At 61.4% G+C, this 26,454-nt stretch carries 20 protein-coding genes; 12 read left to right on the top strand and 8 right to left on the bottom strand.

Annotated elements, in window-relative coordinates:
- Nucleotides 1-76: 76 nt before the first annotated feature.
- The gene (locus BLW69_RS21400) at nucleotides 77-799 is read right to left on the bottom strand and encodes a DUF1013 domain-containing protein (protein WP_062462856.1); all 723 of its coding nucleotides are present in this window, start codon (nucleotides 797-799) and stop codon (nucleotides 77-79) included.
- A 183-nt stretch (nucleotides 800-982) separates the two neighbouring features.
- Here BLW69_RS21400 and acs point away from each other — a divergent pair, with 183 nt between their 5' ends.
- The gene (acs, locus tag BLW69_RS21395) at nucleotides 983-2,935 is read left to right on the top strand and encodes an acetate--CoA ligase (RefSeq protein WP_092665149.1); all 1,953 of its coding nucleotides are present in this window, start codon (nucleotides 983-985) and stop codon (nucleotides 2,933-2,935) included.
- Nucleotides 2,936-3,031: 96 nt separating this feature from the next.
- Here acs and BLW69_RS21390 read toward each other — a convergent pair whose 3' ends face one another.
- Both BLW69_RS21390 and BLW69_RS21385 read right to left on the bottom strand, forming a co-directional pair.
- The gene (locus tag BLW69_RS21390) at nucleotides 3,032-3,475 is read right to left on the bottom strand and encodes a thermonuclease family protein (protein ID WP_092665147.1); all 444 of its coding nucleotides are present in this window, start codon (nucleotides 3,473-3,475) and stop codon (nucleotides 3,032-3,034) included.
- A 63-nt stretch (nucleotides 3,476-3,538) separates the two neighbouring features.
- Nucleotides 3,539-3,757, bottom strand: coding sequence for a DUF1674 domain-containing protein (locus BLW69_RS21385; RefSeq protein ID WP_092665144.1), 219 nt, complete (start codon nucleotides 3,755-3,757; stop codon nucleotides 3,539-3,541).
- 112 nt (nucleotides 3,758-3,869) lie between these two features.
- Between BLW69_RS21385 and htpX the strand changes: the two genes are divergently transcribed.
- The 4 genes from htpX (at nucleotide 3,870) to purH (ending at nucleotide 9,753) form a co-directional block, all read left to right on the top strand.
- A complete protein-coding gene (gene htpX / locus BLW69_RS21380; protein ID WP_062463049.1) occupies nucleotides 3,870-4,859 on the top strand; it encodes a zinc metalloprotease HtpX in 990 nt (329 codons plus the stop codon).
- Nucleotides 4,850-6,265, top strand: a complete 1,416-nt coding sequence (locus BLW69_RS21375; RefSeq protein ID WP_092665141.1) for an RsmB/NOP family class I SAM-dependent RNA methyltransferase — start codon at nucleotides 4,850-4,852, stop codon at nucleotides 6,263-6,265. The genes htpX and BLW69_RS21375 overlap by 10 nt, the downstream gene beginning before the upstream one ends.
- A gap of 101 nt (nucleotides 6,266-6,366) precedes the next feature.
- The gene (locus BLW69_RS21370; protein WP_092665139.1) at nucleotides 6,367-8,040 is read left to right on the top strand and encodes a heparinase II/III family protein; all 1,674 of its coding nucleotides are present in this window, start codon (nucleotides 6,367-6,369) and stop codon (nucleotides 8,038-8,040) included.
- A gap of 96 nt (nucleotides 8,041-8,136) precedes the next feature.
- Nucleotides 8,137-9,753: a bifunctional phosphoribosylaminoimidazolecarboxamide formyltransferase/IMP cyclohydrolase gene (purH, locus tag BLW69_RS21365; protein WP_092665136.1), complete on the top strand. Its 1,617-nt coding sequence runs from the start codon at nucleotides 8,137-8,139 to the stop codon at nucleotides 9,751-9,753.
- Between the two features lie 17 nt (nucleotides 9,754-9,770).
- On the opposite strand, the gene BLW69_RS21360 is transcribed toward purH, so the two are convergent.
- On the bottom strand, nucleotides 9,771-11,159 hold the full coding sequence (locus BLW69_RS21360) for an MFS transporter (protein ID WP_092665133.1): 1,389 nt from the start codon (nucleotides 11,157-11,159) through the stop codon (nucleotides 9,771-9,773).
- 25 nt (nucleotides 11,160-11,184) lie between these two features.
- A complete protein-coding gene (locus tag BLW69_RS21355; RefSeq protein WP_092665130.1) occupies nucleotides 11,185-15,948 on the bottom strand; it encodes an NAD-glutamate dehydrogenase in 4,764 nt (1,587 codons plus the stop codon).
- Nucleotides 15,949-16,121: 173 nt separating this feature from the next.
- Between BLW69_RS21355 and pdxY the strand changes: the two genes are divergently transcribed.
- Both pdxY and BLW69_RS21345 read left to right on the top strand, forming a co-directional pair.
- Nucleotides 16,122-16,997 carry a pyridoxal kinase PdxY gene (gene pdxY, locus BLW69_RS21350; protein ID WP_092665260.1) on the top strand — a complete coding sequence of 292 codons (876 nt, stop codon included), beginning with the start codon at nucleotides 16,122-16,124 and terminating at the stop codon, nucleotides 16,995-16,997.
- A 68-nt stretch (nucleotides 16,998-17,065) separates the two neighbouring features.
- Complete coding sequence (locus BLW69_RS21345; protein ID WP_062462828.1) at nucleotides 17,066-17,740, top strand: carbonic anhydrase; 675 nt, start codon at nucleotides 17,066-17,068, stop codon at nucleotides 17,738-17,740.
- Nucleotides 17,741-17,761: 21 nt separating this feature from the next.
- Here the strand turns inward: BLW69_RS21345 and BLW69_RS21340 are convergent, their stop codons facing one another.
- From BLW69_RS21340 to BLW69_RS23205, 3 genes are all read right to left on the bottom strand, one after another.
- Nucleotides 17,762-18,574 carry a lytic murein transglycosylase gene (locus BLW69_RS21340; RefSeq protein ID WP_062462825.1) on the bottom strand — a complete coding sequence of 271 codons (813 nt, stop codon included), beginning with the start codon at nucleotides 18,572-18,574 and terminating at the stop codon, nucleotides 17,762-17,764.
- Between the two features lie 202 nt (nucleotides 18,575-18,776).
- Entirely contained in the window at nucleotides 18,777-19,811 is a 1,035-nt protein-coding gene (locus tag BLW69_RS21335; RefSeq protein WP_062577062.1) for an aspartate-semialdehyde dehydrogenase, read from the bottom strand.
- Nucleotides 19,812-19,925: 114 nt separating this feature from the next.
- Nucleotides 19,926-20,051, bottom strand: a complete 126-nt coding sequence (locus BLW69_RS23205; protein ID WP_274604908.1) for a hypothetical protein — start codon at nucleotides 20,049-20,051, stop codon at nucleotides 19,926-19,928.
- 157 nt (nucleotides 20,052-20,208) lie between these two features.
- Between BLW69_RS23205 and BLW69_RS21325 the strand changes: the two genes are divergently transcribed.
- The 5 genes from BLW69_RS21325 (at nucleotide 20,209) to BLW69_RS21305 (ending at nucleotide 26,421) form a co-directional block, all read left to right on the top strand.
- Nucleotides 20,209-21,972: an alkaline phosphatase gene (locus BLW69_RS21325; RefSeq protein WP_092665127.1), complete on the top strand. Its 1,764-nt coding sequence runs from the start codon at nucleotides 20,209-20,211 to the stop codon at nucleotides 21,970-21,972.
- A gap of 174 nt (nucleotides 21,973-22,146) precedes the next feature.
- Nucleotides 22,147-22,584 carry a hypothetical protein gene (locus BLW69_RS21320; RefSeq protein WP_244508928.1) on the top strand — a complete coding sequence of 146 codons (438 nt, stop codon included), beginning with the start codon at nucleotides 22,147-22,149 and terminating at the stop codon, nucleotides 22,582-22,584.
- A 4-nt stretch (nucleotides 22,585-22,588) separates the two neighbouring features.
- Complete coding sequence (locus BLW69_RS21315; protein ID WP_092665124.1) at nucleotides 22,589-23,278, top strand: ABC transporter ATP-binding protein; 690 nt, start codon at nucleotides 22,589-22,591, stop codon at nucleotides 23,276-23,278.
- Entirely contained in the window at nucleotides 23,275-24,543 is a 1,269-nt protein-coding gene (locus BLW69_RS21310; protein WP_092665121.1) for an FtsX-like permease family protein, read from the top strand. Before BLW69_RS21315 ends, BLW69_RS21310 begins: the two co-directional genes overlap by 4 nt.
- A 162-nt stretch (nucleotides 24,544-24,705) precedes the next feature.
- The gene (locus BLW69_RS21305; protein ID WP_062462807.1) at nucleotides 24,706-26,421 is read left to right on the top strand and encodes an MFS transporter; all 1,716 of its coding nucleotides are present in this window, start codon (nucleotides 24,706-24,708) and stop codon (nucleotides 26,419-26,421) included.
- The last annotated feature ends 33 nt before the right edge of the window (nucleotides 26,422-26,454 follow it).

Below are 26,454 nucleotides of genomic sequence, written 5' to 3'. Positions count from 1 at the left end.
GCGACTGAGCGCCCAAATAAAAAGCCCCGGGCTGTGGCCCAGGGCTTTCGTAAAATCGTATCTCGAAGATCAAGGCTTAGAAGCGGCCGTCGTCTTCTTCGTCGTCGTCCTTGCGGGTCGACTTGAGGGAGGAAAGCTTGGCGAACACGGCGTTCGCATCGATTTCCTTTTCCTTCTCTTCTTCGCGTTCGCTGCGGAAACCGCCGAAGCCGATGTTTTCGGCTTCTGCAGCCGGCTGCAGGGATGCACCGAGTTCGGCAGCGGTGGGCAGCGGGCGACCCTTCGAGGCCTTCTCGACTTCAAGGTCGAGATCGATCTGGCTGCAAAGGCCGAGCGTGACCGGGTCCATCGGCGCCAGGTTTGCGGCGTTCCAGTGGGTGCGCTCGCGGATCTGTTCGATGGTCGACTTGGTGGTGCCGACGAGGCGCGAAATCTGCGCGTCCTTCAGTTCTGCGTGATTGCGCACCAGCCAGAGAATGGCGTTGGGGCGATCCTGGCGCTTGGAGACCGGCGTGTAACGCGGGCCGCGGCGCTTGGATTCGGGAACGCGAACCTTCGGCTCGGAAAGCTTGAGCTTGTAGTTGATGTCTTTTTCAGCGCGCTCGATCTCGTCGCGCGACAGCTGGCCGGTGGCGATCGGGTCGAGGCCCTTGATACCCTGCGCTGCTTCGCCGTCTGCAATCGCCTTCACCTCAAGTGGGTGAAGTTTGCAGAACTGGGCGATCTGGTCGAACGAAAGCGCGGTGTTGTCGACGAGCCAGACGGCTGTCGCTTTCGGCATGAGCAGTGTTTGAGCCATAGATATAGTTCCTCTGTCCGTCCGCGCCGGTGTCGCGGGCGTGGGTATCAACCACAATTTCCGGGAATTTATTGCCCTATATTCGATTTGCGTCGGAATTGCAAATCGTCCAGCACCTTACCCTTTGTCTAATTGCGGCCCATGTTCCAAGTGTTAGATATGGGTCAAAGCAGGGAGGAGCACATGTCCGAAAAAATCTATCCGGTCGAAAAAGCCACCAAGGCAAAGGCGCTCATCGACAAGGACAAGTATGACAAGTGGTATGAGGAAAGCATTGAAAACCCGGACAAGTTCTGGGGCAAGCATGGCAAGCGGATCGACTGGTTCAAGCCTTTCACCAAGGTGAAAAACACGTCGTTCAAGGGAAAGGTCTCGATCAAATGGTTCGAGGATGGCCAGACCAACGTTTCCTATAATTGCATCGATCGACACCTGAAGACGCATGGCGAGCGCACTGCGATCATCTGGGAAGGCGATAACCCGTATATCGACAAGAAGATCACCTATAACCAGCTCTACGATCAGGTGTGCCGCATGGCGAACGTGCTGAAGAAGCACGGCGTCAAGAAGGGCGACCGGGTGACGATCTACATGCCGATGATCCCGGAGGCAGCCTATGCTATGCTGGCCTGCGCCCGGATCGGCGCGGTTCATTCGGTCGTGTTCGGCGGATTTTCGCCGGAAGCGCTGGCCGGCCGCATCATCGACTGCCAGTCGACATTCGTGATCACCTGCGACGAGGGCGTGCGCGGCGGCAAACCGGTGCCGCTCAAGGAAAATACCGATACCGCTATCCGCATCGCAGCCAAGCAGTATGTCACGGTCAACAAGGTTCTGGTCGTCCGCCGTACCGGCGGCAAGACGAACTGGGCGCCCGGCCGCGACCTCTGGTATCACCAGGAAATCGCCACCGTGAAAGAGCATTGCGAACCGGTGAAGATGAAGGCGGAAGACCCGCTGTTCATTCTCTACACGTCCGGTTCCACCGGCAAGCCGAAGGGCGTTCTGCACACAACCGGCGGCTATCTCGTCTATGCGGCGATGACGCATGAATACACGTTCGACTACCATGATGGCGACGTCTACTGGTGCACGGCCGATGTGGGCTGGGTGACCGGGCATTCCTACCTGGTCTACGGGCCGCTCGCGAACTGTGCGACAACGCTGATGTTCGAAGGCGTGCCGAATTTCCCCGATCAGGGCCGGTTCTGGGAAATTGTGGACAAGCACAAGGTCAACATCTTCTACACGGCGCCGACAGCCATCCGTTCGCTGATGGGGGCCGGCGACGAGTTCGTGACGCGGTCGTCGCGGGCCAGCCTGCGCTTGCTGGGAACGGTCGGCGAGCCGATCAATCCGGAAGCCTGGAACTGGTACCACGAAGTGGTCGGAAACAAGCGCTGCCCGATCGTCGATACCTGGTGGCAGACGGAGACCGGCGGCCACATGATCACCCCGCTCCCGGGTGCCACAGCGCTCAAGCCGGGTTCGGCGACGAAACCGTTTTTCGGCGTGCAGCCGCAGCTGGTGGATAACGAAGGCAATGTCCTGGAAGGGGCTGCCGACGGCAATCTCTGCATCATCGACAGCTGGCCGGGCCAGATGCGCACGCTCTACGGCGATCATGACCGCTTCGTCGAGGCGTATTTCACCACCTACAAGGGCAAGTACTTTACCGGCGACGGCTGCCGGCGCGACGAGGATGGCTATTACTGGATCACCGGCCGCGTCGACGACGTGCTCAACGTCTCCGGCCATCGTCTCGGCACGGCGGAAGTGGAATCGGCGCTGGTGTCCCACAACCTCGTGTCGGAAGCGGCCGTGGTCGGCTATCCGCACAACATCAAGGGCCAGGGTATCTACTGCTACGTGACGCTGATGGCCGGCAACGAGGGCACGGAAGAGCTTCGCCAGCAACTGGTCAAGCATGTGCGCCAGGAGATCGGCCCGATCGCGGCACCGGACAAGATCCAGTTCTCTCCCGGCCTGCCCAAGACCCGATCCGGCAAGATCATGCGACGCATTCTGCGCAAGATTGCCGAGGACGATTTCGGCGCGCTGGGAGATACGTCGACCCTCGCCGATCCAGGCGTGGTGGACGATCTGATCGCCAACCGCCAGAACAGAGCGGACTGACCCGATAACTCGCGTGGGATGTCAGCGATGGCATCCCACACATTTCTCCGCCGTCAAACGAATATCTGCGTATTAGTCCAAGCGGCCAATACAGGCTCAGTCACTACAGACCGGCACCATTTTGCGCCCGCCGTCATAGGGTTGAACCAATCCGGCCAGAAGCAGGTCCGAGCCGGCGCTGCGGCCATCGGGCAGCACGACGTCAGCGACGATGCGGCCGAAATATTTGTCTCCGGAAATGTTGACGAGCTGGATCGTGCCGGACGCCTGCGTCAGTGCCTCCAGCGCTTGGCGTGCATTGCCACCGGCCTGTCGGACGGAATTGCACTTCGATTTGAGCTCCGGCGCATCGATGCCGCGGATGCGGACATAGACCTCCACCGTCTGCTGTGGCCAGGGACGGGCCGCGACCAGGATCGTGTCGCCATCGATGACGCGCAGGATCTCGGCAGCAACCGGTCCGGAGATTTCCTCGCGCGCTACAGCCTCAGCCGCATGGGCTCCGAGGAAAACAGCAATGAGCACGAGATATCTGACCATGAAAGGAATAAATTCCGATCATTGGCTGAAGTCAATAGGAATATTTGCTTACGGCTTCGCCGCTTAGAAATCGATCGCGCGGCCGTTGATTTCCCAGTCGCCGAAGCGGGCGGGATCGGCGCCACCGCGGCCGCCGAATTCTTCCGGCGTGGTCGTCTTTGCCGCTGCCTGTCGGCGCTCCTCGGCTTCCTTCAGCGCGCGCTGGGCAGCGGGCGAGAGCGGTTTGCTTGGCGCTGCGGTCTCGATCTGCGTTTCGCTATTGTCGTTGTCGGGCGTCTGCATTTCATTCACCGGATGGTTTATTGAAAGTCTGAGCGAATTCACCACATTATAGGGCGTTCTGAAGATTTCGAAAACCCTCACACGGGTTGAATTGGCAACGGGAGATATGACGATGAATGTGATGCGCACCGCCATGCTTCTGGCCTTCATGACGGCCTTGTTCATGGGCATCGGCTTCCTCATCGGCGGCAAGGGCGGGATGATGATCGCGCTTGTGATCGCGGCCGGCATGAACCTGTTTTCCTACTGGAACTCCGACAAGATGGTGCTGTCGGCCTATCATGCGCAGGAAGTGAATGCGCAGTCGGCGCCGGAATTTTACCTGATGGTGCAATCTCTCGCGGCCAATGCCGGTCTGCCGATGCCGAAGGTCTATATTTACGACAACCCGCAGCCGAATGCGTTTGCGACCGGCCGCAATCCTGAAAATGCAGCCGTTGCCGCCTCCACCGGTCTGTTGCAAAGCCTGACGCATGACGAAGTGGCAGGCGTCATGGCGCATGAGCTGGCGCATGTGCAAAACCGCGACACGCTGATCATGACGATCACCGCGACGCTCGCCGGTGCGATTTCCATGCTCGGCAACTTTGCGTTTCTGTTCGGCGGAAATCGCGGAAACAACAGCAATCCGTTCGGTTTTATCGGCGTGATTGTTGCCATGGTCGTTGCGCCCTTTGCGGCAATGCTGGTGCAGATGGCGATCAGCAGGACGCGCGAATATTCGGCCGACCGTCGCGGCGCCGAGATCTGCGGCAAGCCGCTGGCGCTGGCTTCCGCACTCTCCAAGATCGCCGGCACGGCGCGGCAGGTTCCGAATTACGAGGCGGAGCGCAACCCGGCGACGGCGCATATGTTCATTATCAACCCGCTTTCGGGCGAGCGGATGGATAACCTGTTCTCGACCCATCCGAATACGGACAACCGGATCGCAGCACTTCAGCAGATGGCTGGTGAGTTCCGGGGGGACATCGGCGGCGGTGGCTCGACGGGGCAGTCTTCGGCTGCTAGACCGCAGCGAAGCGCGCGCTCCGTTCCGAATTCCGGCTCCGACAGCCGGTGGGGCCGCAGTTCGAACGAACCGCCCAAGGGTCCATGGTCTTGAACGACAAGAAAAACAACAAGCCTTCCAGATCAACTGGCGCGCGGGAAAACCCGACATCCCATGCGCCAGGCTCTCGCCCAGACGCCGGACCGGCAAAGCCGGGGCTCGAAGTCCGCGTGACAGCGGCCAAGCTTTTGTCGGCGGCCATCGACAAGAAGATTTCGCTCGATGGCATGCTCGACCTGTCCCACGGCAACCCGGCCTACAAGGCATTGGGCGATGCTGACCGGGCCCTGACGCGCGCCATCCTGACCACCGCCCTTCGCCATCTGACCCGGCTCGAAGCGGCGATTTCGTCCATGATCGATACGCCGCTGCCGCACGGGGCAAAATCCCTGCATCATGTTCTGGTGGTTGCGGCCGCGCAGATCCTCCATCTCGACGTCCCCTCGCATGCGGCGGTCGACTTGGCCGTCGAGCAGGCCAATCGCGATCCGCGCAACCGTCGCTTTGCCAAGCTGGTGAATGCCGTTCTGCGCCGCATGGTGCGCGAAAAGGAAGAGATCCTCGCGGCCACCGCTTCGGTGTCGCCGGTACCGGATTGGTTCCGCAAGCGTCTGGTTGCCGCCTACGGCGAGACCGAGGCCGACAAGATTGCCGAAGCGCAGCTGACGCCGGCCGCCATCGATCTGACGGTAAAGAGCGATGCCAAGGGCTGGGCCGAAAAGCTCGGCGGCAAGCTGTTGCCAACAGGCAGCATCCGCCTGCAGGCTTTCCAGGGATCCGTGACCGGTCTCGAGGGTTTCGAGGACGGTGAATGGTGGGTGCAGGACGTTGCCGCATCCATTCCGGCACAGTTGTTCGGTGACCTCACGGGCAAGCGTATCGCGGATCTCTGTGCGGCGCCCGGCGGCAAGACGGCGCAGCTGGTTGTGGCCGGCGCGCACGTGATTGCCGTCGAGCAATCCGCCAACCGGCTGGCGCGGCTGAAGGAAAACCTGGCACGGCTCGGTCTCGAAGCGGAGCTTTCGAGCGGCGATCTGTTCGAATTCAAGCCGGACGAGTTGCTCGATGGCGTGCTGCTCGATGCACCCTGCTCGTCCACCGGCACCACCCGCCGCCATCCCGATGTGCTCTGGACCAAGGGTCCCGAGGATATCGGCAAGCTTGCCGTGCTGCAGGAACGCATGCTGCGGCACGCGGTGACGCTGGTAAAACCGGGCGGACTCATTGTGTTTTCGAACTGCTCGCTCGATCCGCTAGAGGGCGAAAAGCTGGTGGCCAAGGTTCTGGCGGATACGCCGACACTGGAACGGCAGCCGGTCAGCCCGAGCGATTGGCCGGGTCTGGAATCCGCGATTTCAGATCTCGGTGAATTCCGGACCACGCCGGCCATGCTGCCGGGGGATGAGACCTTTGCCGGTGGCATGGATGGCTTCTTCGCGAGCGTGCTCCGCGTCAGGTAAGTCTTTATTCACTATAACCTTACATAGTTTCGGTTGATCCATAATCGATTCCGGGCGCTCGGGGAGAGCACCCGGCCCTGCGGAGAATATCTCAAGTGACGATGCGGCTTGCCGATCGCCGAAGGATTCTTGCCTTCGGCATGCGGGAGATCTGGCGACGCATGTGTCGCCGGTCCGCCGGCATGCGCCTTGCTCTGACACCGCTGCCGGTGCCGGACAGGTTGATCGTGGCGCCCACCGACCTGCGATCGATCGATCCGTTCATTGCCGAAGAGATTCTCGAAGGGCGCTATCCGCTGGCCGGTCGCGTTCTCGAAACCTTCGGTCATTCGCCGTTTCAGGTCGAGCTTCCGTCCAAGGCCTTTGCCGAGCGGCTGCATTCGTTTGCCTGGCTGCGGCATGTTCGTGCCAACAAGACAGAAGAAGCCTGCGACCACGCCCGTGACGTGGTGGCGGACTGGATCACGCTGCATGGCCGTCGCCAGAGGGGCATCGGCTGGGAACCGAACGTGGTGGCCGAGCGCGTGGTCGCATGGCTGTCCCACTCGACCGTCCTATTGCAGGGCGCGGAGGCCGGCTTCTACCGCCGCTTCATGAAGAGCCTGGCGTTTCAGGTTCGCTACCTGCGCAAGATCGCCGGCTGCATTCCCGCCGACGAGACCCGGCTTCGCATCCGCATCGCGCTCGCCATGGCGTCGGTTTCCATGCCCACACGGGCGGCCTTCATCCGTCGCGAAGGTGCGCGGCTCGACCGTGAACTGGAATTCCAGATTCTGGCCGATGGCGGCCATCTCTCGCGCAATCCGCGCTCGATGCTCGATGCGCTGCTCGACCTTCTGCCGCTGCGGCAGACCTATATCAATCTCGGCCATGATCTGCCGCAAAAGCTGATCCCGACGATCGACCGGATCTATCCGGCGCTACGCTTCTTCCGGCACCAGGATGGTGATCTGGCGCTGTTCAACGGTGCGACGGCGACACCGGCAAGCGAGCTGATGTCGGTGCTGCGGTATGACGAAAGCGGTGGCAAGCCGTTCAAGGCGCTGCCGCATATGAACTATCACCGGCTGACAGCCGAAGACACGACGCTGATCGTCGATACGGGCTGGTCGGAGCCGGAATTCTCGCGCACGGCGCATGCGGGTTGCCTCGCCTTCGAGCTCTCGTCGGGCCGCAACAGGTTTATCGTCAACTCGGGCTCACCTAAATTTTCCGGGCGCGGCCACCGCAAGATGGCGCGCTCGACAGCGGCACATTCGACGCTGACGCTGTCGGAGACGTCATCGAGCCGGATCGCCAAGTCGAAGCTTGCCGGCCCCATCCTGCTTCCCGGCGTTTCGGATGTCACCATCGACCGACGTGACGATGCGCATGGCAACGACTGGCTGCGGGCGACCCATGACGGGTATCTCAAGGAGTTCGGCTATCTCTACCATCGCGAGATCGGCCTCAACACGACCGGCAACAAGATCAAGGGCCATGACCGGCTGTTCGTGCCGGATGGCGAGGAGCCGGGAGACGAGAGACTGGTGGCTGTGGTTCGCTTTCACATCCACCCGGCCATTCGGCTGGTGCGGCGCGACCCGGAAAGCGTCGTGATGCAGGCGAGTGATGGCGAGAAATGGCTGTTTTCGGCGCCGGGTCTCGAGGTCATGATCGACGAGGACATCTTCTTTGCAGATGTTTCCGGCCCTCGCCCGAGCCAGCAGCTGGCGATCGAATTTACCCTGCCAGAGGTCACCGAAATCCGCTGGATGCTGCGGCGCGCCGATTAGCCCTGGTTGGAATAGGGTTTCCCTGAAGGGGTAGCTGTGCTAACCGGCGGCCAATCCCTTTTCGCCCTTTTGGGCACCCTCTTTCAGGAGAGACCGATGGCCGTCGCATCCAAGAAAATCCCAGCGCCCGACCGCGTCAAGATCCGCACAGCGCTTCTTTCCGTGTCCGACAAGGCCGGCATCATCGAGCTCGCGAAAGCGCTGACCGAGCAGGGTGTGAAGCTCTTGTCCACCGGTGGCACGCACAAGGCGATCGCCGCCGCGGGTCTTGCCGTCACCGACGTCTCCGAAGTCACGGGCTTTCCTGAGATCATGGACGGTCGCGTCAAGACGCTGCATCCGACCGTGCATGGTGGCCTTCTCGCCATCCGCGACGACGAGGAGCATGTCGCGGCGATGCAGAAACACGGCATCGAGAGCATCGATCTTTCGGTCATCAATCTCTATCCATTCGAGGAAGTGCGCGCGGCAGGCGGCGACTATCCGACGACGGTCGAGAATATCGATATCGGCGGCCCGGCGATGATCCGTGCGTCCGCCAAGAACCATGCCTATGTCACGATCGTCACCGATCCCTCCGACTACCCTGCCCTGATAGAAGCGCTGCAGGCCAATGGCGGCGAGACGGACTATGCATTCCGCCAGAAGCTTGCCGCCAAGGCCTATGCCCGCACCGCAGCCTATGACACGGCGATCTCCAACTGGTTCGCCGAAGCGCTCGAGATCGAAACGCCGAGCTACCGGACGATCGGCGGCGTGCTGAAGGAAGCCATGCGCTACGGCGAGAACCCGCACCAGAGCGCCGGCTTCTACGTGACCGGCGAGAACCGCCCGGGCGTTGCCACCGCGACGCTGCTGCAGGGCAAGCAGCTCTCCTACAACAACATCAACGACACCGATGGCGCCTTCGAGCTGATCGGCGAATTTGCGGCCGACCAGGGACCGGCTTGTGCCATCATCAAGCACGCCAACCCCTGCGGCGTCGCAACCGGCTCGACGCTGAAGGACGCCTATCTGCGGGCGCTGGCCTGCGACAGCACATCAGCTTTCGGCGGCATCATCGCGCTCAACCAGCTGCTCGATGCCGAGACGGCGGAAGAGATCGTCAAGCTGTTTACCGAAGTGATCATCGCGCCCGAGGTTTCCGACGAGGCAAAGGCGATCATCGCGTCCAAGAAGAACCTGCGCCTGCTGGTGACCGGCGGCCTGCCGGACCCGCGTTCGCGCGGCATTACGGCAAAGACCGTTGCCGGCGGCCTTCTGGTGCAGAGCCGCGACAGCGGTGTCATCGAGGATGTCGATCTGAAGGTCGTGACCAAGCGCGCACCGACGCCGACCGAGCTTGAAGACATGAAGTTTGCCTACAAGGTGGCAAAGCACGTCAAGTCCAACGCCATCGTCTATGCCAAGGACGGCCAGACGGCAGGTATCGGCGCCGGCCAGATGAGCCGGATCGATTCCGCCCGTATCGCCGGGCTCAAGGCTGAAGATGCGGCGAAGGCCATGGGCTGGGCCGAGCCGATGACGAAGGGGTCAGCGGTCGCATCTGAAGCCTTCTTCCCGTTTGCCGACGGTCTGCTTTCGGCGATCGCTGCCGGCGCAACTGCGGTCATCCAGCCCGGCGGCTCGATGCGCGATGCAGAAGTGATTGCGGCCGCCGACGAGCATGGTGTGGCGATGGTGTTTACCGGCATGCGTCACTTCCGGCACTAATCTAGGTTGAGAACCTTCTATCCGGCCGATCTGTCGGCCGGATAGGGCACGGTCAGAAGCAGGATCAGGCCGGTGCCGAGAAAGACTGTCAGCGTCGCCATGCCGAGATGGGCAGAGCCCGTTGCATAGGTAACGATGGAAAACGACAGCGTGGCGAGAAAGCTCGTGGCGCGTCCAGACAGCGCATAAATGCCGAAATAGCGGCCGGCCTCCGACACATCGATGCTGCGGGCAAGGTATGAACGCGACGAGGCCTGGACGGGGCCGAAGGCGGCACCGATCAGAAGCCCGAACAGGATATAGGCCTTTTCCGCCGCGGTGCCGAACATACCGCCTGAATCCTCCATGGAAAGCGGCATCAGGCCGAAGAAGACCTCGCCCGGGCTGGTGGAAACGATGCCGACGGTTGCGATCAGCAGCAGGACAAGACTTGTGACCACCACCGTCTTTGATCCGAGCACCCGGTCGAGATGCCCGGCCGCAATGCAGCCAAAGATCGCCACGACATTCAGGATGATGCCGTAGATGCCGATCTCGATGGTCGCCCAGCCGAACATGGCCGCCGCAAACGTGCCGCCGAGAATGATGAGGCCGTTGACGCCATCCTGGTAGAGCATGCGGGCAATCAGGAAGCGGACGATGTCGGGGCGATGCTTAAGTTCACGCAGCGTGCCTGCAAGTTCGCGGAAGCCGGAGCCGACGGCCTTTGCGAGAGGCAGGCCTTTCGGGGCGTCCGGCGTGAAGAAGAACATCGGCAGGATGAATAGAAGATACCAGATCGCCGCGATCGGGCCGGTGATGCGCGCGTCCTCGCCGAGCGCCGGATCAAGCCCGAAGAGCGGCGGAATGCCGAGGAGCGTCAGACCCGTTTCCGGATTGGCGGCAAGCAGCGCGACGACCGCGATCAGCACGGTCATGCCGCCGAGATAACCCAGACCCCAGGCGATGTTCGAAACCTTGCCGATATCGGCCTTGGATACGAGGCGCGGCATCATGGAATCGTTGAAGACGATGGAAAACTCCGCCGCGATCGAGGCAAGGATGATGCAGGTAACCGGCAGGGTGAGCGGCGAGCCCGGAGCGGCCTGCCACAGCAGGACGAGGCTTGCGACCTTGATCAGTGCAAAGCTTGCGATCCATGGTTTTCTGGCACCCGACTGATCGGCGATCGAGCCCAGGATCGGAGACAGGATGGCGATGACGACGGAGGATGCCGTCGCCATGTTGCTCCAGGTGGTCTGGGCGGAGATCGGGTCGTCGGTGAGGCGCGCGACGAAATACGGGCCGAAGATGAAGGTGATGACAACCGTGAAGAACGGCTGTGCCGCCCAGTCGAACAGCATCCAGCCCCAGATGCCGCGCCGGCCTGGTTTAGCCGGCGCCTCGTCAAGTCCTGTCTCGGCCATCTTCTTTTCCCCGAAGCCCCTGCCCTCAAGCCGACCGTGCGTGTGCCAGATCTCCCAGCAGACCGGCGGCGACGGAAATCTTCGAGAGCGTCAGATCGCCGCTTTCGCTGAGGCTCATCAGTTCGGCGCCGATGCGGTTGACGCGCAGTCGATCGCCAGCGATCCAGGCTTCCACCGGCTTCTTGTCCTTGCGGTGCTCGGTCAAGACGGCAATGACGATGTCACGGCGGGCCGATGCGAGCTGTTGCAGGCTGCGCGACAGTGCCAGGCTTTCGTAATGGTCGCTTGTGCCAATCCGCTCGCCGGCCACGATCAGCCGGTTGACGCGGAACGTCTCGGTGACGGCGAAATAGCTCTCGATGGCGCGCGCCATGCTTTCGCCGGTCCGGTCGGCAATCCGCATGATCTCCGGCACGATGACGAGGGCCGATAGCAGGCGTATCTCTTTCACGAGACCGGACGGCGCACCCTCCGCCTCAAGTTCTGCGGCAAGCGGGCCGGTTTCGGCGATGATATCGTCGGTCACGGTGGCGCGCAGCCCCTTGATTGCGGCCCTGAGCCTGGCGATGGCCTCGGTCAGCTCCGTCGTGCCGATCTGCGTCTGGAGTGCGAGATAGGTACCGATGCCGATGATGCGGGTAACCTGGGCATAGAGATCATTCTGAACCCGGCCCGAGATCTTGCCATCCAGCTGGTCGATTTCGGCCCAGATATTCTCCAGGTCGAAGCCATCGCGAACGAGGAAGAGTGCCTTCACGACATTGGCCGCGGTGGCCCCCGTCATGTCGCTCATCATGTGGATAAAGCCCGGCCCGCCGCGGTTGATGGCTTCGTTTGCAAGCGCCGTCGCGACGATTTCGCGGTGCAGGCGGTGGCCGGCAATATCGGCGGCATAAGCCTTCTGCATCTTCGCCGGGAAATAGGCTTTCAGCACGGATGCGAAATACGGGTCGTCTGGGATAGTGCTGTCGATCAGGGCGTCGAACAGGACGATCTTCGAGTAGGAGACGAGCACGCCGATCTCCGGTCGTGTCAGCGGCCGGCCGCTGGCATAGCGCTCGGCAAGTTCGGCATCGTCGGGCAGAGTCTCGACCTTGCGGTTCAGCCGCCCTTCGCTTTCGAGGACCGACATCAGGCGGGCGAGCTGCTCGCGATTGGCGGCACCCTTGCGCTCGACGAGCGAAATCGCCAGTGGTTGCAGGTAGTTGTTGCGCAAGACGAGATGACCCACGTCTTCCGTCATGGAGGCGAGCAGCGTGTTGCGCTTGGCGCGGGTCAGCCTGCCGTCCTGCATGGCCGGGTTGAGCGCGATCTTGATATTGACCTCGACGTCGGACGAATTGACGCCTGCGGAATTGTCGATCGCGTCGGAATTGCAGCGCCCGCCGGCCAGCGAATAGGCAATGCGGCCCTTCTGGGTCACGCCGAGATTGGCGCCCTCGCCGATGACGCTGGCACCGACTTCGCCGGCCGTGATGCGGATCGGGTCATTGGCGCGGTCGCCCACTTCGGTGTCGGTTTCGGATGCGGCCTTGATATAGGTGCCGATGCCGCCGAACCAGAGAAGGTCGACCTTGCTTTTCAGGATCGCCGTCAGGATCTCGAAGGGCGAAGCCGTCAACTTGTCGAGGCCGATTGCCGCCGCCGCCTGCTTGGTCAGCTTCACGGATTTTTCCGTGCGCGAAATGATCATCGCGCCTTCCGACATCGTCGAGCGGTCGTAATCCTGCCAGCTGGAGCGGGCAAGGGCGAACATGCGGCTGCGCTCTGCGAAGGATTTTTCGATATCCGGATCCGGATCGATAAAGATGTCGCGGTGGTCGAAGGCGGCGATCAGGCGGATCTTTTCCGACAGAAGCATGCCGTTGCCGAACACGTCGCCCGACATGTCGCCGACGCCGGCGACGGAGAACGGCGTCGTCTGGATGTCGATGTCCTTTTCGCGGAAATGCCGCTTGACCGCTTCCCAGGCGCCGCGGGCGGTGATCCCCATCTTCTTGTGGTCGTAACCGGCCGATCCACCCGATGCGAAGGCGTCATCCAGCCAGAAGCCGGCTTCCTGCGCCAGTCCGTTGGCGGTGTCGGAGAAGGTTGCCGTTCCCTTATCGGCAGCGACGACAAAGTAAGGATCGTCCTCATCGATGCGCAGCGTGTTTTCGGGCGGGACCACCTCTCCGTCGATGATGTTGTCGGTGACGGAGAGAAGCGTGCGGATATAGGTCTTGTAGGCTTCCTTGCCGGCGTTGAAGAAGGCGTCGCGCGCGGCGGCGGCGGGAAGCATCTTCGGGAAGAAGCCGCCCTTGGCGCCGACGGGAACGATGACGGCGTTCTTCACCTGCTGCGCCTTCACGAGGCCCAGCACTTCAGTGCGATAATCCTCGCCGCGGTCCGACCAGCGGATGCCGCCTCGTGCGACCTTGCCGAAGCGCAGGTGAACACCTTCGACTTCGGTGCCGTAGACGAAGATCTCGCGGTACGGGCGCGGTTCCGGCAGGCCGTCGAGCATGTCAGGATCAAGCTTGAACGCCAGCATCGGCTTTGCGCCGCCGTTCTCGTCCACCTGGAAATAGTTGGTGCGAAGCGTTGCGTCGATCGCGTTGACGAAGCGGCGAAGCGTGCGGTCCTCGTCGAGGTTCGGTACGTTGCCGAGCGCTTGCTCGATCGTCTCGTGCAGCTCGGTCAGCTTCCTGACACGGGCCTTTTCGGCAATTTTCGGATCGAACCCGTCGCGGAACAGGCGGAAGACGAAGGCGGAGATTTCCGGATACTTGTTGAGCGTATCGGCGATGTAGGTCTGCGAGTAGACGATGCCGGCCTGGCGCAGATAGCGCGCATAGGCGCGCAGCACGGTCACTTCGCGGGCGGAAAGGCCGGCGAGCAGAACGAGGCGGTTGAAGCCGTCATTGTCGATCAGTCCCTCGAACGCCCTGAGGAATGCGTCTTCGAGCCGCTGTCCCTCACGCGCTAGATCGATCTCGCGGGCACCGTCGAGCTGCAGTTCCATGTCGTGCAGGACGATGAGGTCCGCCTGCGGGCCGGCGTGGATTTCGAATGTCTGCTCGCTGACCACGTGAAAGCCGAGATTTTCGAGAAGCGGCACGCGGCGCGACAGGGAAAGATGCTGGTCGCGGTGGAAGATCTTTAGCGAAACGGTGTTCGCATCGTCACCGGGGCGCCGGTAGAAGTCGATGCGGATGGTCTCGCCGGCAGCGCAGGCGGCAATATCGGGCAGGTCGGCAAAGGTTTCTTCCGGAGAGAACGCTTCCTGGAAAGCGCGGGTGACGGAAAGGCGGGGGCCGTCTTCCGCAAGCAATGCGAACCTGTCTTCCCACGGCGTCGCGATAAGGCGCACGGCCTCCTCAAGCTTTGCCTGCGCGACGCGCGGCGTCTTGCCGCCGCTGCGGCCGATAATCATGTGGACGCGGGCAACGCGGGCTTCCGGAAAGGCCGGGTAATAGGCCGAAACGTGGCCGTCGAAGATTTCGCAGAGATACGCGCCGACCTTTTCGCGGACGATCGAGTTATAATCCTCGCGCGGCACATAGACGATAACAGAGACGAAACGGTCGAAATGGTCGATACGCGGCAGCACGCGCACGCGCGGGCGCTCGCTCAGCTCCATGATCTGTTCGCAGAAGCTTGAGAGCACGTCGAGATCGATCTGGAAAAGGTCGTCGCGCGGGTAGGATTCCAGCGTGTTTTCGAGCATGCGGCCCGAATGGCTTTCCGGATCGAACCCGAAATTCTTTTCAATACGGGCGATCTTTGCGCGCAGCAGCGGCACGTCGCGGACGGACTGCGTGTAGGCCGTGGACGTGAACAGGCCGACGATGCGCAGTTCTCCGACCACATTGCCCTTTTCATCGAAGCGCTTCACCCCGACGTAATCCATATAGGCGCGACGGTGCACGACGGATTTGACGTTGGCCTTGGCGACGATGAGGAAATCCGGGCCGTCGAGGAATTCGAGGATTTCTGGCGTCGTCGTGACCTGATCCTTGCCCTGTCGCAGCACGAGCACATCCGGATCGGACAGGATGCCGAGGCCCCTGCCCTTGCCGCGCTCCACCTTGGCATCGGCGCCCTTGCCCGAATAGGTGTATTCGCGCATGCCGAGGAAGGTGAAATTGTCGTTCCTGAGCCAGTCGAGAAAAGCATACGCCTCGTCGGCATCGGCCTTCTTGCCTTTTTTCGCGTTGACGAGTTGGGCCTGGGCGTCTTTGAGAACGCCGAGCATCGCGGACCAGCCGGTGATGGCCTGGTGCACCTGGTTAAGAACATAGCGGATTCGCTCGACCAGCCCGTCGGCTTGCTCGTCGTTGAGCTGGGGCACATGGATCTGGATCAGGCTGACGTGATGGGCCGGGTCGCCGGGTCGCTCGCTCGAGTGAAGCGTCGGCTGCTTGCCCGGTTCGATGACGAGGATCGGATGGACGGCCATCGTGAGGTCGCGATAGGCCGTCGTCACTTCACCCATGACCGAATCGAATAGAAACGGCATGTTGCGATCAATCACCGTAATGATCGAAACCGGCATTCCATCGGGCTCGACACCATCAAGGGTTTCGATTGTGATGTCGGCCTTGATTCGCGTCCAGGCTTTCAGCCGTCTTGCGGCATGTCCCGCGCACAGGGCAAGCATTTCTGGCGTGTAGTTTTCGAGATCGTCACTGCTGGCGCGGCTGAAGATCAGGAAGGGATCGAGATTGTCCTCCATGCCGGAAGCGGCCGCAATCTTGCCCGCCTTCTCGATCTGCTTGTCCCGCTTCGGGTTTTGCCGGCCTGCCATCTGTCTCTCCCTAAATTTTTTCTCAACGTGCGATAAAACGCAGCCAATGTCATTATGCTTTGCCGCGGTGTCTCACCGGTGCTTGCGGCTGGAATTTGTCATAGGCGTGTCACGTCTTGTTGACATGCCGACACAGAGATCCGATCAACGGTTCGATAACGTCGAAAGCAAGCATCATGCAGGGTAATTCAGGCGCGGTCATCGTCATTTCCAGCCATGTGATCCGTGGCTCGGTCGGTAACCGGGCCGCCGTCTTCGCGCTCGAGACCCTGGGATATCCCGTCTGGGCCATGCCGACCGTCGTGCTGCCCTGGCATCCCGGGCACGGTCCTTCGACGCGCCTGACGTTTCCCGAATCGGATTTCGACAAGGCTATAGACGATCTCATCCGGGCGCCATGGCTCGGCGAAGTGAAGGCGGTGCTGACCGGGTATTTCGGAAATGCCGCGCAGCCGCGCGCCGTGGCACGACTGATCGAGGCGCTGCGGAGAAACAACCCGGACCTTATCTATGTCTGCGATCCCGTGATGGGCGATCTCGGCGGGCTCTATATCCCGCAGCCGACAGCCGAAGCGATCCGCGACGAGCTTCTGCCGCTTGCCACCATCGCCACGCCGAACCGATACGAGCTTGCCTGGCTCTCGGGTGCACCGCTCGATGACAACAATGCGATCATGGAGGCAGCGATCGCGCTTGGGCCGCCGCGGATGCTGGTGACCTCGGCGGTGCCGATGATGACAGGCAGTACAGGCAATCTCTATCTCACCGGCAATCATGCGCTGCTGGCTGAACACCGGCTGATCGACCACGCCCCGAACGGGCTCGGAGACCTGCTCTCGGCGGTTTTTCTCGCCCGCGTCATGTCCGGCATGGATGAAGAGAAAGCCCTGCAAACAACGACTGCCAGCGTGTTCGAAGTGCTGGCGCGTTCGGTAAAGCGCGGGGCCAACGAGCTGACGCTGGAAATGGATGCCGCCAGCCTCTCGACGCCGATGGCGATGGTCCAGATGCGCCGGCTCGTGCATCCCCTTAAGAGGCGCAAGCCGTAAGCTCAAAGAGCATGCGCATCCACACAATGGCCGTTGATTCTCGTCTGGCTGCACGATAATCGTGAGCCATGAGCGAATTTCCAGAAAAACTGCTTTCGGGCTACCGTAACTTCATGAGTGGTCGCTACAGCGACGAGCGGGAGCGCTACCGCGCGCTCGCCGATACCGGCCAGAAGCCGCATACGCTCCTGGTTGCTTGTTGCGACAGTCGCGCGGCGCCCGAGACGATCTTCGACTGCGGTCCGGGAGAACTCTTCGTGGTCCGCAACGTCGCCAACATGGTACCGCGCTACGAGCCCGACAGCCAGTTTCACGGGACATCGGCTGCGGTCGAATACGCGGTGCAGGTGCTCGAGATCCGCAATATCGTCGTCATGGGCCACGGCCGCTGCGGCGGTATCCAGGCAGCGCTCGACGCTTCCATGAAGCCGCTGTCGGAGGGGGATTTCATCGGCAAGTGGATGGGTTTGGTCAGGCCTGCGGCCACGCAGATCCAGAGCAACGACCTGATGACCCAGAGCGAGCGTCAGACAGCGCTCGAACGGGTGTCGATCCGCAATTCGATCGCCAATCTGCAGACCTTCCCCTTCGTCCGCAATCTCACGGAAAAGGGAGAACTCGACATTCACGGCGCCTGGTTCGATATCTCGACCGGCGAGTTGTGGGTGATGAACGAGAAGGGCGATTTCACCCGGCCAGACATCAGTGTACCGGCGATCGAGGCCGAGCAGAGCCCGGCCTGATCATTTCAACGGTGTAACGGCTCAGCCGCCGTCGATCTGGGCGCCCATGTATGCGATCGCCTGCTGGTAGACGGTTGCCGCGTTCCAGCCCTGGATGGCGACGAAATTCGGCTCGCCCTGCTGGTAACCGGCGCCTGTACGCCAGCCATGACCCTTGAGGAAGTTGGCGGTCGATGCCAGGGCATCGGCGCGCGAACGGACCATGTCGATATGGCCGTCACCGTCGCCATCGGCGCCGTAGCGGATGACGTTGAGCGGCAGGAACTGGGTCTGGCCGATTTCGCCATGCGCCGCACCCTTTGCAGTGGTGCTGAGATCACCGCGGGCAACGAGCTGCAGGGCAGCGTAAAGCTGTTCGGTAAAGTATGCCGAGCGGCGGCAGTCATAGGAAAGCGTTGCGACGGCTGACAGCGTATGCTGGTCGCCCATGTAATTGCCGAAACCGGTTTCCATGCCCCAGATCGCCAGGATCGGACCGGCCGGAACGCCGTAGCGGCGCTCAATCGACGCAAACAGCGCTGCGTTGGATTTCTTCATGGACTTGCCGCGCGAGATGATCGTTGCGCCACCGCGCTTCTTCATGAACTCGTCGAAGGAAAGCTTGAAGCTTTTCTGGCCGCGGTCGGCGCGAATGGTCGGGCGGTTGTAGACGACGTTGGCAAAGGCGCGGTCGAGAACTGCAGGGCTGATACCCTTGGACGGTGCCTGCTGTTTGAAATCGGCGACCCAGCGGTCGAAACCGGCTCCATCATTGCCGCAGGCGGCGGCAAAGGCCGGGGCTGCGGTTGCAAGCGTTGCTGCTGCGATCAATCCTGCCAGAATAGTCTTCATCATGCGGTCAAACCCGTCGAAAGTCCGGATTGCTTGGCCGAAAGCTTCCGGAAGAATTGCGCTATATTCGGCCTTATGACCCCAGTGGCGGATAATCGCAATTCATCTTCCCATGAATAGTTCGTGAAGAGAGACGAATCGAAAAAACCCCGTCATTTCTGACGGGGCTTTCTAAGCGGATTTGCTTAATAAAGTACGTTACTTATCAAGCAGCAACCTTGCGTGGCTTGATGAGACCGCGATTGACCAGAAGTTCGGCGATCTGGATCGCGTTCAGCGCGGCACCCTTGCGCAGGTTGTCGGAGACGACCCAGATGTTGAGTCCGTTTTCGACGGTTGCGTCTTCGCGGATACGCGAAATGTAGGTCGCATCTTCACCGGCGCATTCGAGAGGCGTGATGTAGCCACCGTCTTCGTGCTTGTCGATCACGAGGCAACCCGGCGCTTCGCGCAGGATATCGCGGGCCTGATCGGCCGTGATCTCGTTTTCGAACTCGATGTTGACGGATTCGGAGTGGCCGATGAAGACCGGAACGCGAACGGCCGTGCAGGTGACACGGATCTTCGGGTCGAGCATCTTCTTGGTCTCGGCCAGAACCTTCCACTCTTCCTTCGTGTAGCCGTCTTCCATGAAGCTATCGATATGCGGGATGACGTTGAAGGCAATACGCTTGGTGAACTTCTTCGATTCGACCGGATCAGCCACGAACACGGCGCGCGTCTGGGTGAAGAGTTCGTCCATGCCTTCCTTGCCGGCACCGGACACCGACTGGTAGGTGGAAACGACGACGCGCTTGATCTTGGCAAAGTCATGCAGCGGCTTCAGCGCGACGACGAGCTGGGCCGTCGAGCAGTTCGGATTGGCAATGATGTTCTTCTTGGAGAAACCGACGATGGCGTCGGGGTTCACTTCCGGAACGATCAGCGGCACTTCCGAATCGTAGCGCCAGGCGGACGAGTTGTCGATGACGACGCAGCCCTGCGCACCGATCTTCGGCGACCACTTCTTGGAGGCATCGCCGCCGGCGGACATCAGGCAGATGTCGGTATCGGAGAAATCGTAGTTCTCGAGGTTGGACACCTTGAGCGTCTTGTCACCGAAGGAGACTTCCGTGCCCTGGCTGCGGGCGGAGGCGAGTGCGACGACTTCATCAGCCGGAAAACCACGTTCCGCCAGAATGTTCAGCATTTCCCTGCCGACATTGCCGGTTGCACCGGCGACTGCGATCTTGAAACCCATTTCTTTGCTCTCTTTCTGTCTCTCCTCGGTTTTCTGAGGGGGAAGCCCGTGTCGCGCGCGACGCGGTGTTCCTTGTCCCCGGCCGTACCGGGGAGAGAGCGGTGGCCAGAGACGTCAGACGATAATTTTCGTCGTCGTTTTGGCCGTGGTTTTGTCGGAAACCGAAAGGGCAACATCCAGCCGCCCGGCAGATACTGCCAGGTCATAGCACGCAGCAAAGCGAAAGTCGCGGCGAAGCATGGACACTCCTTTTCCAAGGCTGCTCATAAAAGGTTTTACCGGAGAGTCAAGGTTCATGCGATTGGACATCGGTACGCTTATCACGGTTCTGTCACGGCACTGTCATCCCAGAGGGCTATTCCGAGCCTCTATCCGACAAACCGACGGGGGTCTTTTCATGCGTATGCTTCTTGCTGCCTTTGCAGCCACCACAATCCTTTCCGGCGGCGTGCAAGCCGCCCACGCCGCAAACGTCTTTCCGCTCGATCGTGCAACGATCCTGACCGGCTCGCCGTTCGATTTCAAGGTCGAGTTCAGCTCGGTCGTGAAGCCTGAGGACGTCAAGATCACCGTCAACGGCCAGGACTACAAGTCTCTGTTCGGCAAGGATGTCGAGTTCGTCGCAGAAGAGAAGAACAAGGACAAGGTTCTCGGTTCCGCCGTCGTGCTGCGCGCACTGACGATCGCGAATGCCGGCGACTACAAGGTTGAGGTTTCCGCGGGTCCTGAGACCAAGAGCGTGACCTGGAACGTCTATGGCACCACGGCGCAGCCAAAGGCCAAGAACGTGATCTTCCTGATCGGCGACGGTCTTTCCGTGGCGCATCGCACCGCTGCCCGCATCATGGCCAAGGGCATGACCGAGGGCAAGGCAAACGGACGTCTCGCAATGGACGACATCCCGCCGGCAGCCTTTATCGGCACGTCTGCGACGGACGCCGTTGCCACCGACAGCGCCAACACGATGTCGGCATATATGACCGGCCACAAGACAGCCGTGAACGCAATCGGCGTCTATGCCGACCGCACGCCTGACTCGCTGGACGATCCGAAGGTTGAAACATATGCGGAGGCGGTCCGCCGCCAGACGAAGAAGTCGATCGGCATCGTCACGACCGCAGAAGTTCAGGACGCAACACCCGCAGCCGTCGTCGCCCATACCCGCAAGCGCGGCGACAAGGCGGAAATCAACGGCATGCTCTTCGACGTCAAGCCGGACGTCCTACTCGGCGGCGGTTCCGCCTACTTCCTGCCCCAGGCGACGCCTGGATCCAAGCGCAAGGACGACAAGGACTACATCGCCCTGTTCAAGGACGCCGGCTACATGCTTGCGACCAGCAAGGCTGAACTGGCAACGGCATCCGGCACCAATACCGGCAAGATCCTCGGCCTGTTCCACACCGGCAACATGGACACGACGCTTGACCGCGAATTCCTGAAAAAGGGCACGACCGCGAAGTTCCCGGACCAGCCGGGCCTCGTCGACATGACCAAGGTTGCGCTCGACACGCTGTCGAAGAACCCGGACGGCTTCTTCCTGATGGTCGAAGCTGCCAATATCGACAAGATGTCCCATCCGCTGGACTGGGACCGTGCCGTCGTCGATACGATCGAATTCGACAAGGCGATCGCCGCAGCCCGCGAATTTGCCGACAAGAACCCCGACACGCTGATCATCGTCACCGGCGATCATACCCACGGTGTTTCGATCATCGGCACTGTCAACGATGAAAAGCCGGGCGACGACATGCGCGAAAAGGTCGGGACCTATGCCGAGGCAGGTTTCCCGAACTATATGGACGAGAACAAGGATGGTTATCCTGACAAGGTCGATGTTACCAAGCGCCTGTTCCTGAACGCCAATAACGGCCCTGATCATTACGAGACATTCCGTCCTAAGCTCGATAATCCCTTCGTTCCCGCCATCCAGAACGAGAAGAAGGAATATGTCGCCAACGAAGCCTACAAGGATGTCCCGGGTGCTGTTCTCGTGACCGGCATCATTCCGAAGAGCGCCGACAGCGGCGTCCATGCGGTTGACGACGTGGTGCTTCAGGCTGCCGGCCCCGGTTCGGAAGGCTTCCGCGGTTACATGGAGCAGAGCGACGTCTACAAGGTTCTCGCGGAAACTTTCGCGCTGGGCGCCAAGCAGACCAACTAATCAGACCTATCTGGCCTGAACGACAAGAATGAAAGAGGGGGCATGTCCTGTGGCATGCCCCCTGTCCAATGAGATATCGCGGGACCTGAAGATATGCCTCACCTGCTGGATGATGACCGTGATCAACGAGGGAAAGTGGTCATGGGAGCGCTCGAGATGGTCGATCGTCGCCAGATGCTCAAGACCTCGCTCGGCATCATTGCCGGCCTGCCGCTGCTGATATCAGGAGCAATAGCCCGAGCGGAAAACGGGCTTTCCTTCGACGAGCTCTATGGCAAGGTCAGCGTTCTCGGGCTGGAATTTTCCGACAAGGTCAAGCGGCTGAACGGCCAGGAGATCGCCATGCGCGGTTTCATGGCGCCACCGCTGAAGGCGGAAGCCTCGTTCTTTGTTCTGACCGAAGTGCCGATGTCGATCTGCCCGTTCTGCTCCACCGATGCGGACTGGCCGGACAATATCGTCGTTGTCTATCTCGATGAGAAGCAGACATTCACCCAGCCAAGCCAGACGATCGAGGTGCGCGGCACGCTCGAGATGGGCTCGTGGACCGATCCGGACACCGGCTTCGTGAGCCTGCTGCGGATCCGACAGGCGGAATACGGTACGGTCTGAAGACATGATGCCTCTGAAGGTGCAATCTCTCGCCGTCTCGTTTCCCGGTCTGGCGACACCGGTTCTTTCCATCGATGCTCTTGAGATCGCCGCCGGCAGCCGCGTTGCGCTGACGGGCGGGTCGGGATCGGGCAAGAGCACGCTTCTCAATATCATTGCGGGGCTGGAGCGTGTCGGTAGCGGCCATGTGGTCTGGGGCGGGCAGGATATCGCCAGACTGTCGGAAGGCCGGCGAGACCGCTGGCGGGCCGAAAATGTGGGCCTCGTGATGCAGGATTTCCATCTGTTTGCGGGCCTCTCCGCGCTGGATAACGTGCTCCTGCCGGCACGGCTTTCGCGGGTCTCGACCCCGAATCTGGTGAAAAGAGCGCATGAGATGATCGAGACCGTGGGGTTGAAGCGACCCGGTCAGTCCGTCGAGACCATGTCGCGCGGCGAGATGCAGCGGGTGGCGATCGCCCGGGCGCTGCTGCGCAAGCCGGGTATCATCATTGCCGACGAGCCGACGGCAAGCCTCGATGTGGAAAACGGCGAGGCGGTGGGGGATCTGCTTTTGTCAGTCGCGGCCGGTGCCGGCAGCACGCTCGTTGTGGCGACGCACGACCAACGCATGATCGAACGCCTCGACCGGCGCATCGTGCTCAGGGGCGGGTGCATCGTCGGCGATGAGGTTGTCGGGGAGGTGCCGGCATGATCCGTTTTATCATCGCCGACCTGCGGCGTCTCTGGCTGGGCTGCGCCGTCGTGGTGCTTCTGGTTGCCCTTGCGACGGCGCTCGGCGTTGCCGTGACCCTGCAGGAACGGTCGCTGCGGCTCGGCAGTGCGCGTGCCGCCGACAAGTTCGATCTGGTGATCGGCGCCTCCGGCAGCGAAACGCAGCTGATCCTCTCCTCGATCTTTCTCCAGCCCGCGCCGCTGCCGCTGGTCGATGGAGAGCTACTTACGAAACTTGCCGCCGATCCGCGTGTCGCCTGGGCAGCTCCCGTCGGTTTCGGCGATTCCTTTGCCGGCTATCCGATCGTGGGAACGACGACGACGCTTGTGACCAGCACGACGCCGGGCTTTGGCGAGGGACGCATGTTTGCCGCGGAAGGCGAAGCGGTTCTCGGCGCTTCAGTCACTCTTACGGTCGGCGCCGTCGTCAAGCCGATGCATGGAACAGCCGAAACCGGTGGTCCAGCCCATACGGAGATCGCATACAAGGTCGTCGGCAAGCTCAAACCGACCGGCACGCCATGGGACCGCGCCATTCTCGTGCCGATCCAGGCCGTATGGCACGTTCATGGTTTAGGCGCTGAGCATGAGCACGAGGACGCAAGCACGGAGCCTGCGGCAGCTGTCGCCTCTACCACCCATGACGAAGACCATCATCACGGCGGCATCGATCCGGATGCGCCGCTCGTCGAGGATTTCGGTGTTGATACCCCCGGCCTTCCAGCGATTCTGGTCAAACCGAAGTCGATTGCCGACGCTTATCGCCTGCGTCAGGCCTATCGCGGCAATGGCACGGTGGCGGTCTTTCCCGGCGAGGTGCTGACCGGCCTTTATGCGACGCTTGGCGATGCGAAAATGGTGTTGAGTGCGGTCGCTGCGGGATCGCAGGCTCTTGTCGCGGCGGCACTGGTGCTGGTGACGGTGATCCATGTGGGGCAACGGCGCCGGCAGATCGGCGCGCTGCGCGCGTTCGGGGCACCGCGCGGCGCCGTCTTCCTGATCGTGTGGCTGGAGCTTCTTCTCCTGGTTGCGCTCGGCATCGGGCTCGGCTTCGTCTTCGGGCTACTGGCAGCGCAGTTCGGCGCCCATCTGTTTACCGCGAAAAGCGGGGTCATCCTGCCGGTCAGGTTCACGAGAGACGACGTACGTCTGGCACTTTTTCTGCTGGGCTTTGCAGCGGTCCTTTCGGCCGTGCCGGCACTTCTTGCCTATCGGCAGTCGCCCGCCCAGGCGCTTCGCTCCTGACCACTCCGGGCTACGTCATTAGACGAAAGTCATAAGCCGAAAGCATGTCTCATCCGGCGTGCCAAATTCTGTCACTCTGCAACGATTGCGCTAACCTGTCTGGCCGAGGAGGAGAATGGCCGGACAGGAAGGCACGGAGTTCATCTTGTTGGGAGGACGACAATGGCACACGTCGCAACGGCAGCCCGGACGAAGGCTAGCCCCATGACGCGCGAGGAAAAGAAGGTCATCTTCGCCTCGTCGCTGGGTACCATTTTCGAATGGTATGATTTCTATCTCTACGGAACGCTTGCCGTCATCATCGGCCGGCAGTTCTTTTCGGCGTTTCCGCCCGCCACGCAGGCCATCTTTGCACTGCTGGCCTTTGCTGCAGGCTTTCTCGTCCGCCCCTTCGGCGCACTGGTCTTCGGACGGCTCGGCGATCTTGTCGGACGCAAATATACCTTCCTCGTCACGATCGTGATCATGGGCCTATCGACATTCTTTGTCGGTCTTCTGCCGAGCTACGAGCAGATTGGTGCAACGGCACCCATCCTTCTCATCGCGCTGCGCATGCTGCAGGGTCTGGCGCTTGGTGGCGAATACGGTGGTGCTGCTGTCTATGTGGCCGAGCACGCGCCCCCCGGTCGCCGCGGATTTTACACGGCCTGGATTCAGACGACGGCGACGCTTGGCCTGTTGCTGTCGCTCGCCGTCATCGTGACGCTGCGCGTCAACATGGGTGAAGAAGCCTTCGCCACCAGCTATCCGGTCATATTCGGTCTGCTGGGCGGCTGGCGCATTCCGTTCCTCGGATCGGCACTGCTGCTTGCCGTCTCCATCTACATCCGCTTGCAGATGAACGAGTCCCCCGTCTTCCAGAAGATGAAGGAAGAAGGCACCCGTTCGAAGGCACCTCTGACGGAAGCCTTCGGCACCTGGAAGAACGGCAAGATCGTGCTGATAGCACTGTTCGGCCTTGTCGTCGGCCAGGCCGTCGTCTGGTATACCGGCCAGTTCTACGCGCTGTTCTTCCTGCAGAGCATCCTGAAAGTCGACCTTCTGACGGCGAACGTACTGATCGCCTGGTCGCTTCTTCTCGGCACACCATTCTTCCTCGTCTTCGGTGCGCTGTCTGACCGCGTGGGCCGCAAATGGGTCATTCTGGCAGGCTGCGCGCTCGCAGCGGTCACGTACTTCCCGCTGTTCCACGCATTGACCAATACCGCCAATCCGACCTACGCGGCAGCGATCAAAAACGTCCAGATCCAGGTTTCGGCGGATCCGGCGACATGCGGATCCCTGTTCGACCCGGTTGGTATCAGAACCTTCACGCAGCCCTGCGACGTCGCGAGACGCACGCTGTCGCAGCAGGCGTTTACCTACACGCTGGTGCCAGCAGCCGCCGGTGCGCCAACCACGGTCAGCGTGGCGGGCACGGACGTTCCCGTTGCCAATGTGACGCTGCCGGACGGCAAGACCGAAACCTTCGCCCAGCGTCTCGGCCCGGCCAGCGTGGCAGCCGGCTACCCTGCCGCCAACGATGCTGCCAAGGTGCGTGTGGATGGCTTCTTCGCGGTGTTCGGCAATGCCCAGGCTTTGACGGTCATCGCCATTCTCTGGGTCATGGTCGTCTATGTGACGATCGTCTACGGCCCGATCGCCGCGGCGCTGGTGGAGTTTTTCCCGACACGCATCCGCTATACCGCCATGTCGCTGCCGTATCACATCGGCAATGGCTGGTTCGGCGGGCTCCTGCCGGCCACCTCCTTCGCGATCGTTGCCTCGACCGGGGATATCTATGCCGGGCTCTGGTACCCGGTCGGCTTTGCCGTTCTCACGATCATCATCGGCGCGGTCTTCGTGAAGGACCGGCGCAATATCGATCTTAACGACTGATCAGTCATCAAAAAGAAGGGCCCGGCGGAGACG

The sequence above is a fragment of the Rhizobium sp. NFR12 genome (assembly GCF_900108545.1).
In the GTDB taxonomy this organism is placed as follows: domain Bacteria; phylum Pseudomonadota; class Alphaproteobacteria; order Rhizobiales; family Rhizobiaceae; genus Neorhizobium; species Neorhizobium soli.
Note: the sequence above shows the minus strand (reverse complement) of the source record. Positions and strands in the feature narration are given on the sequence as shown.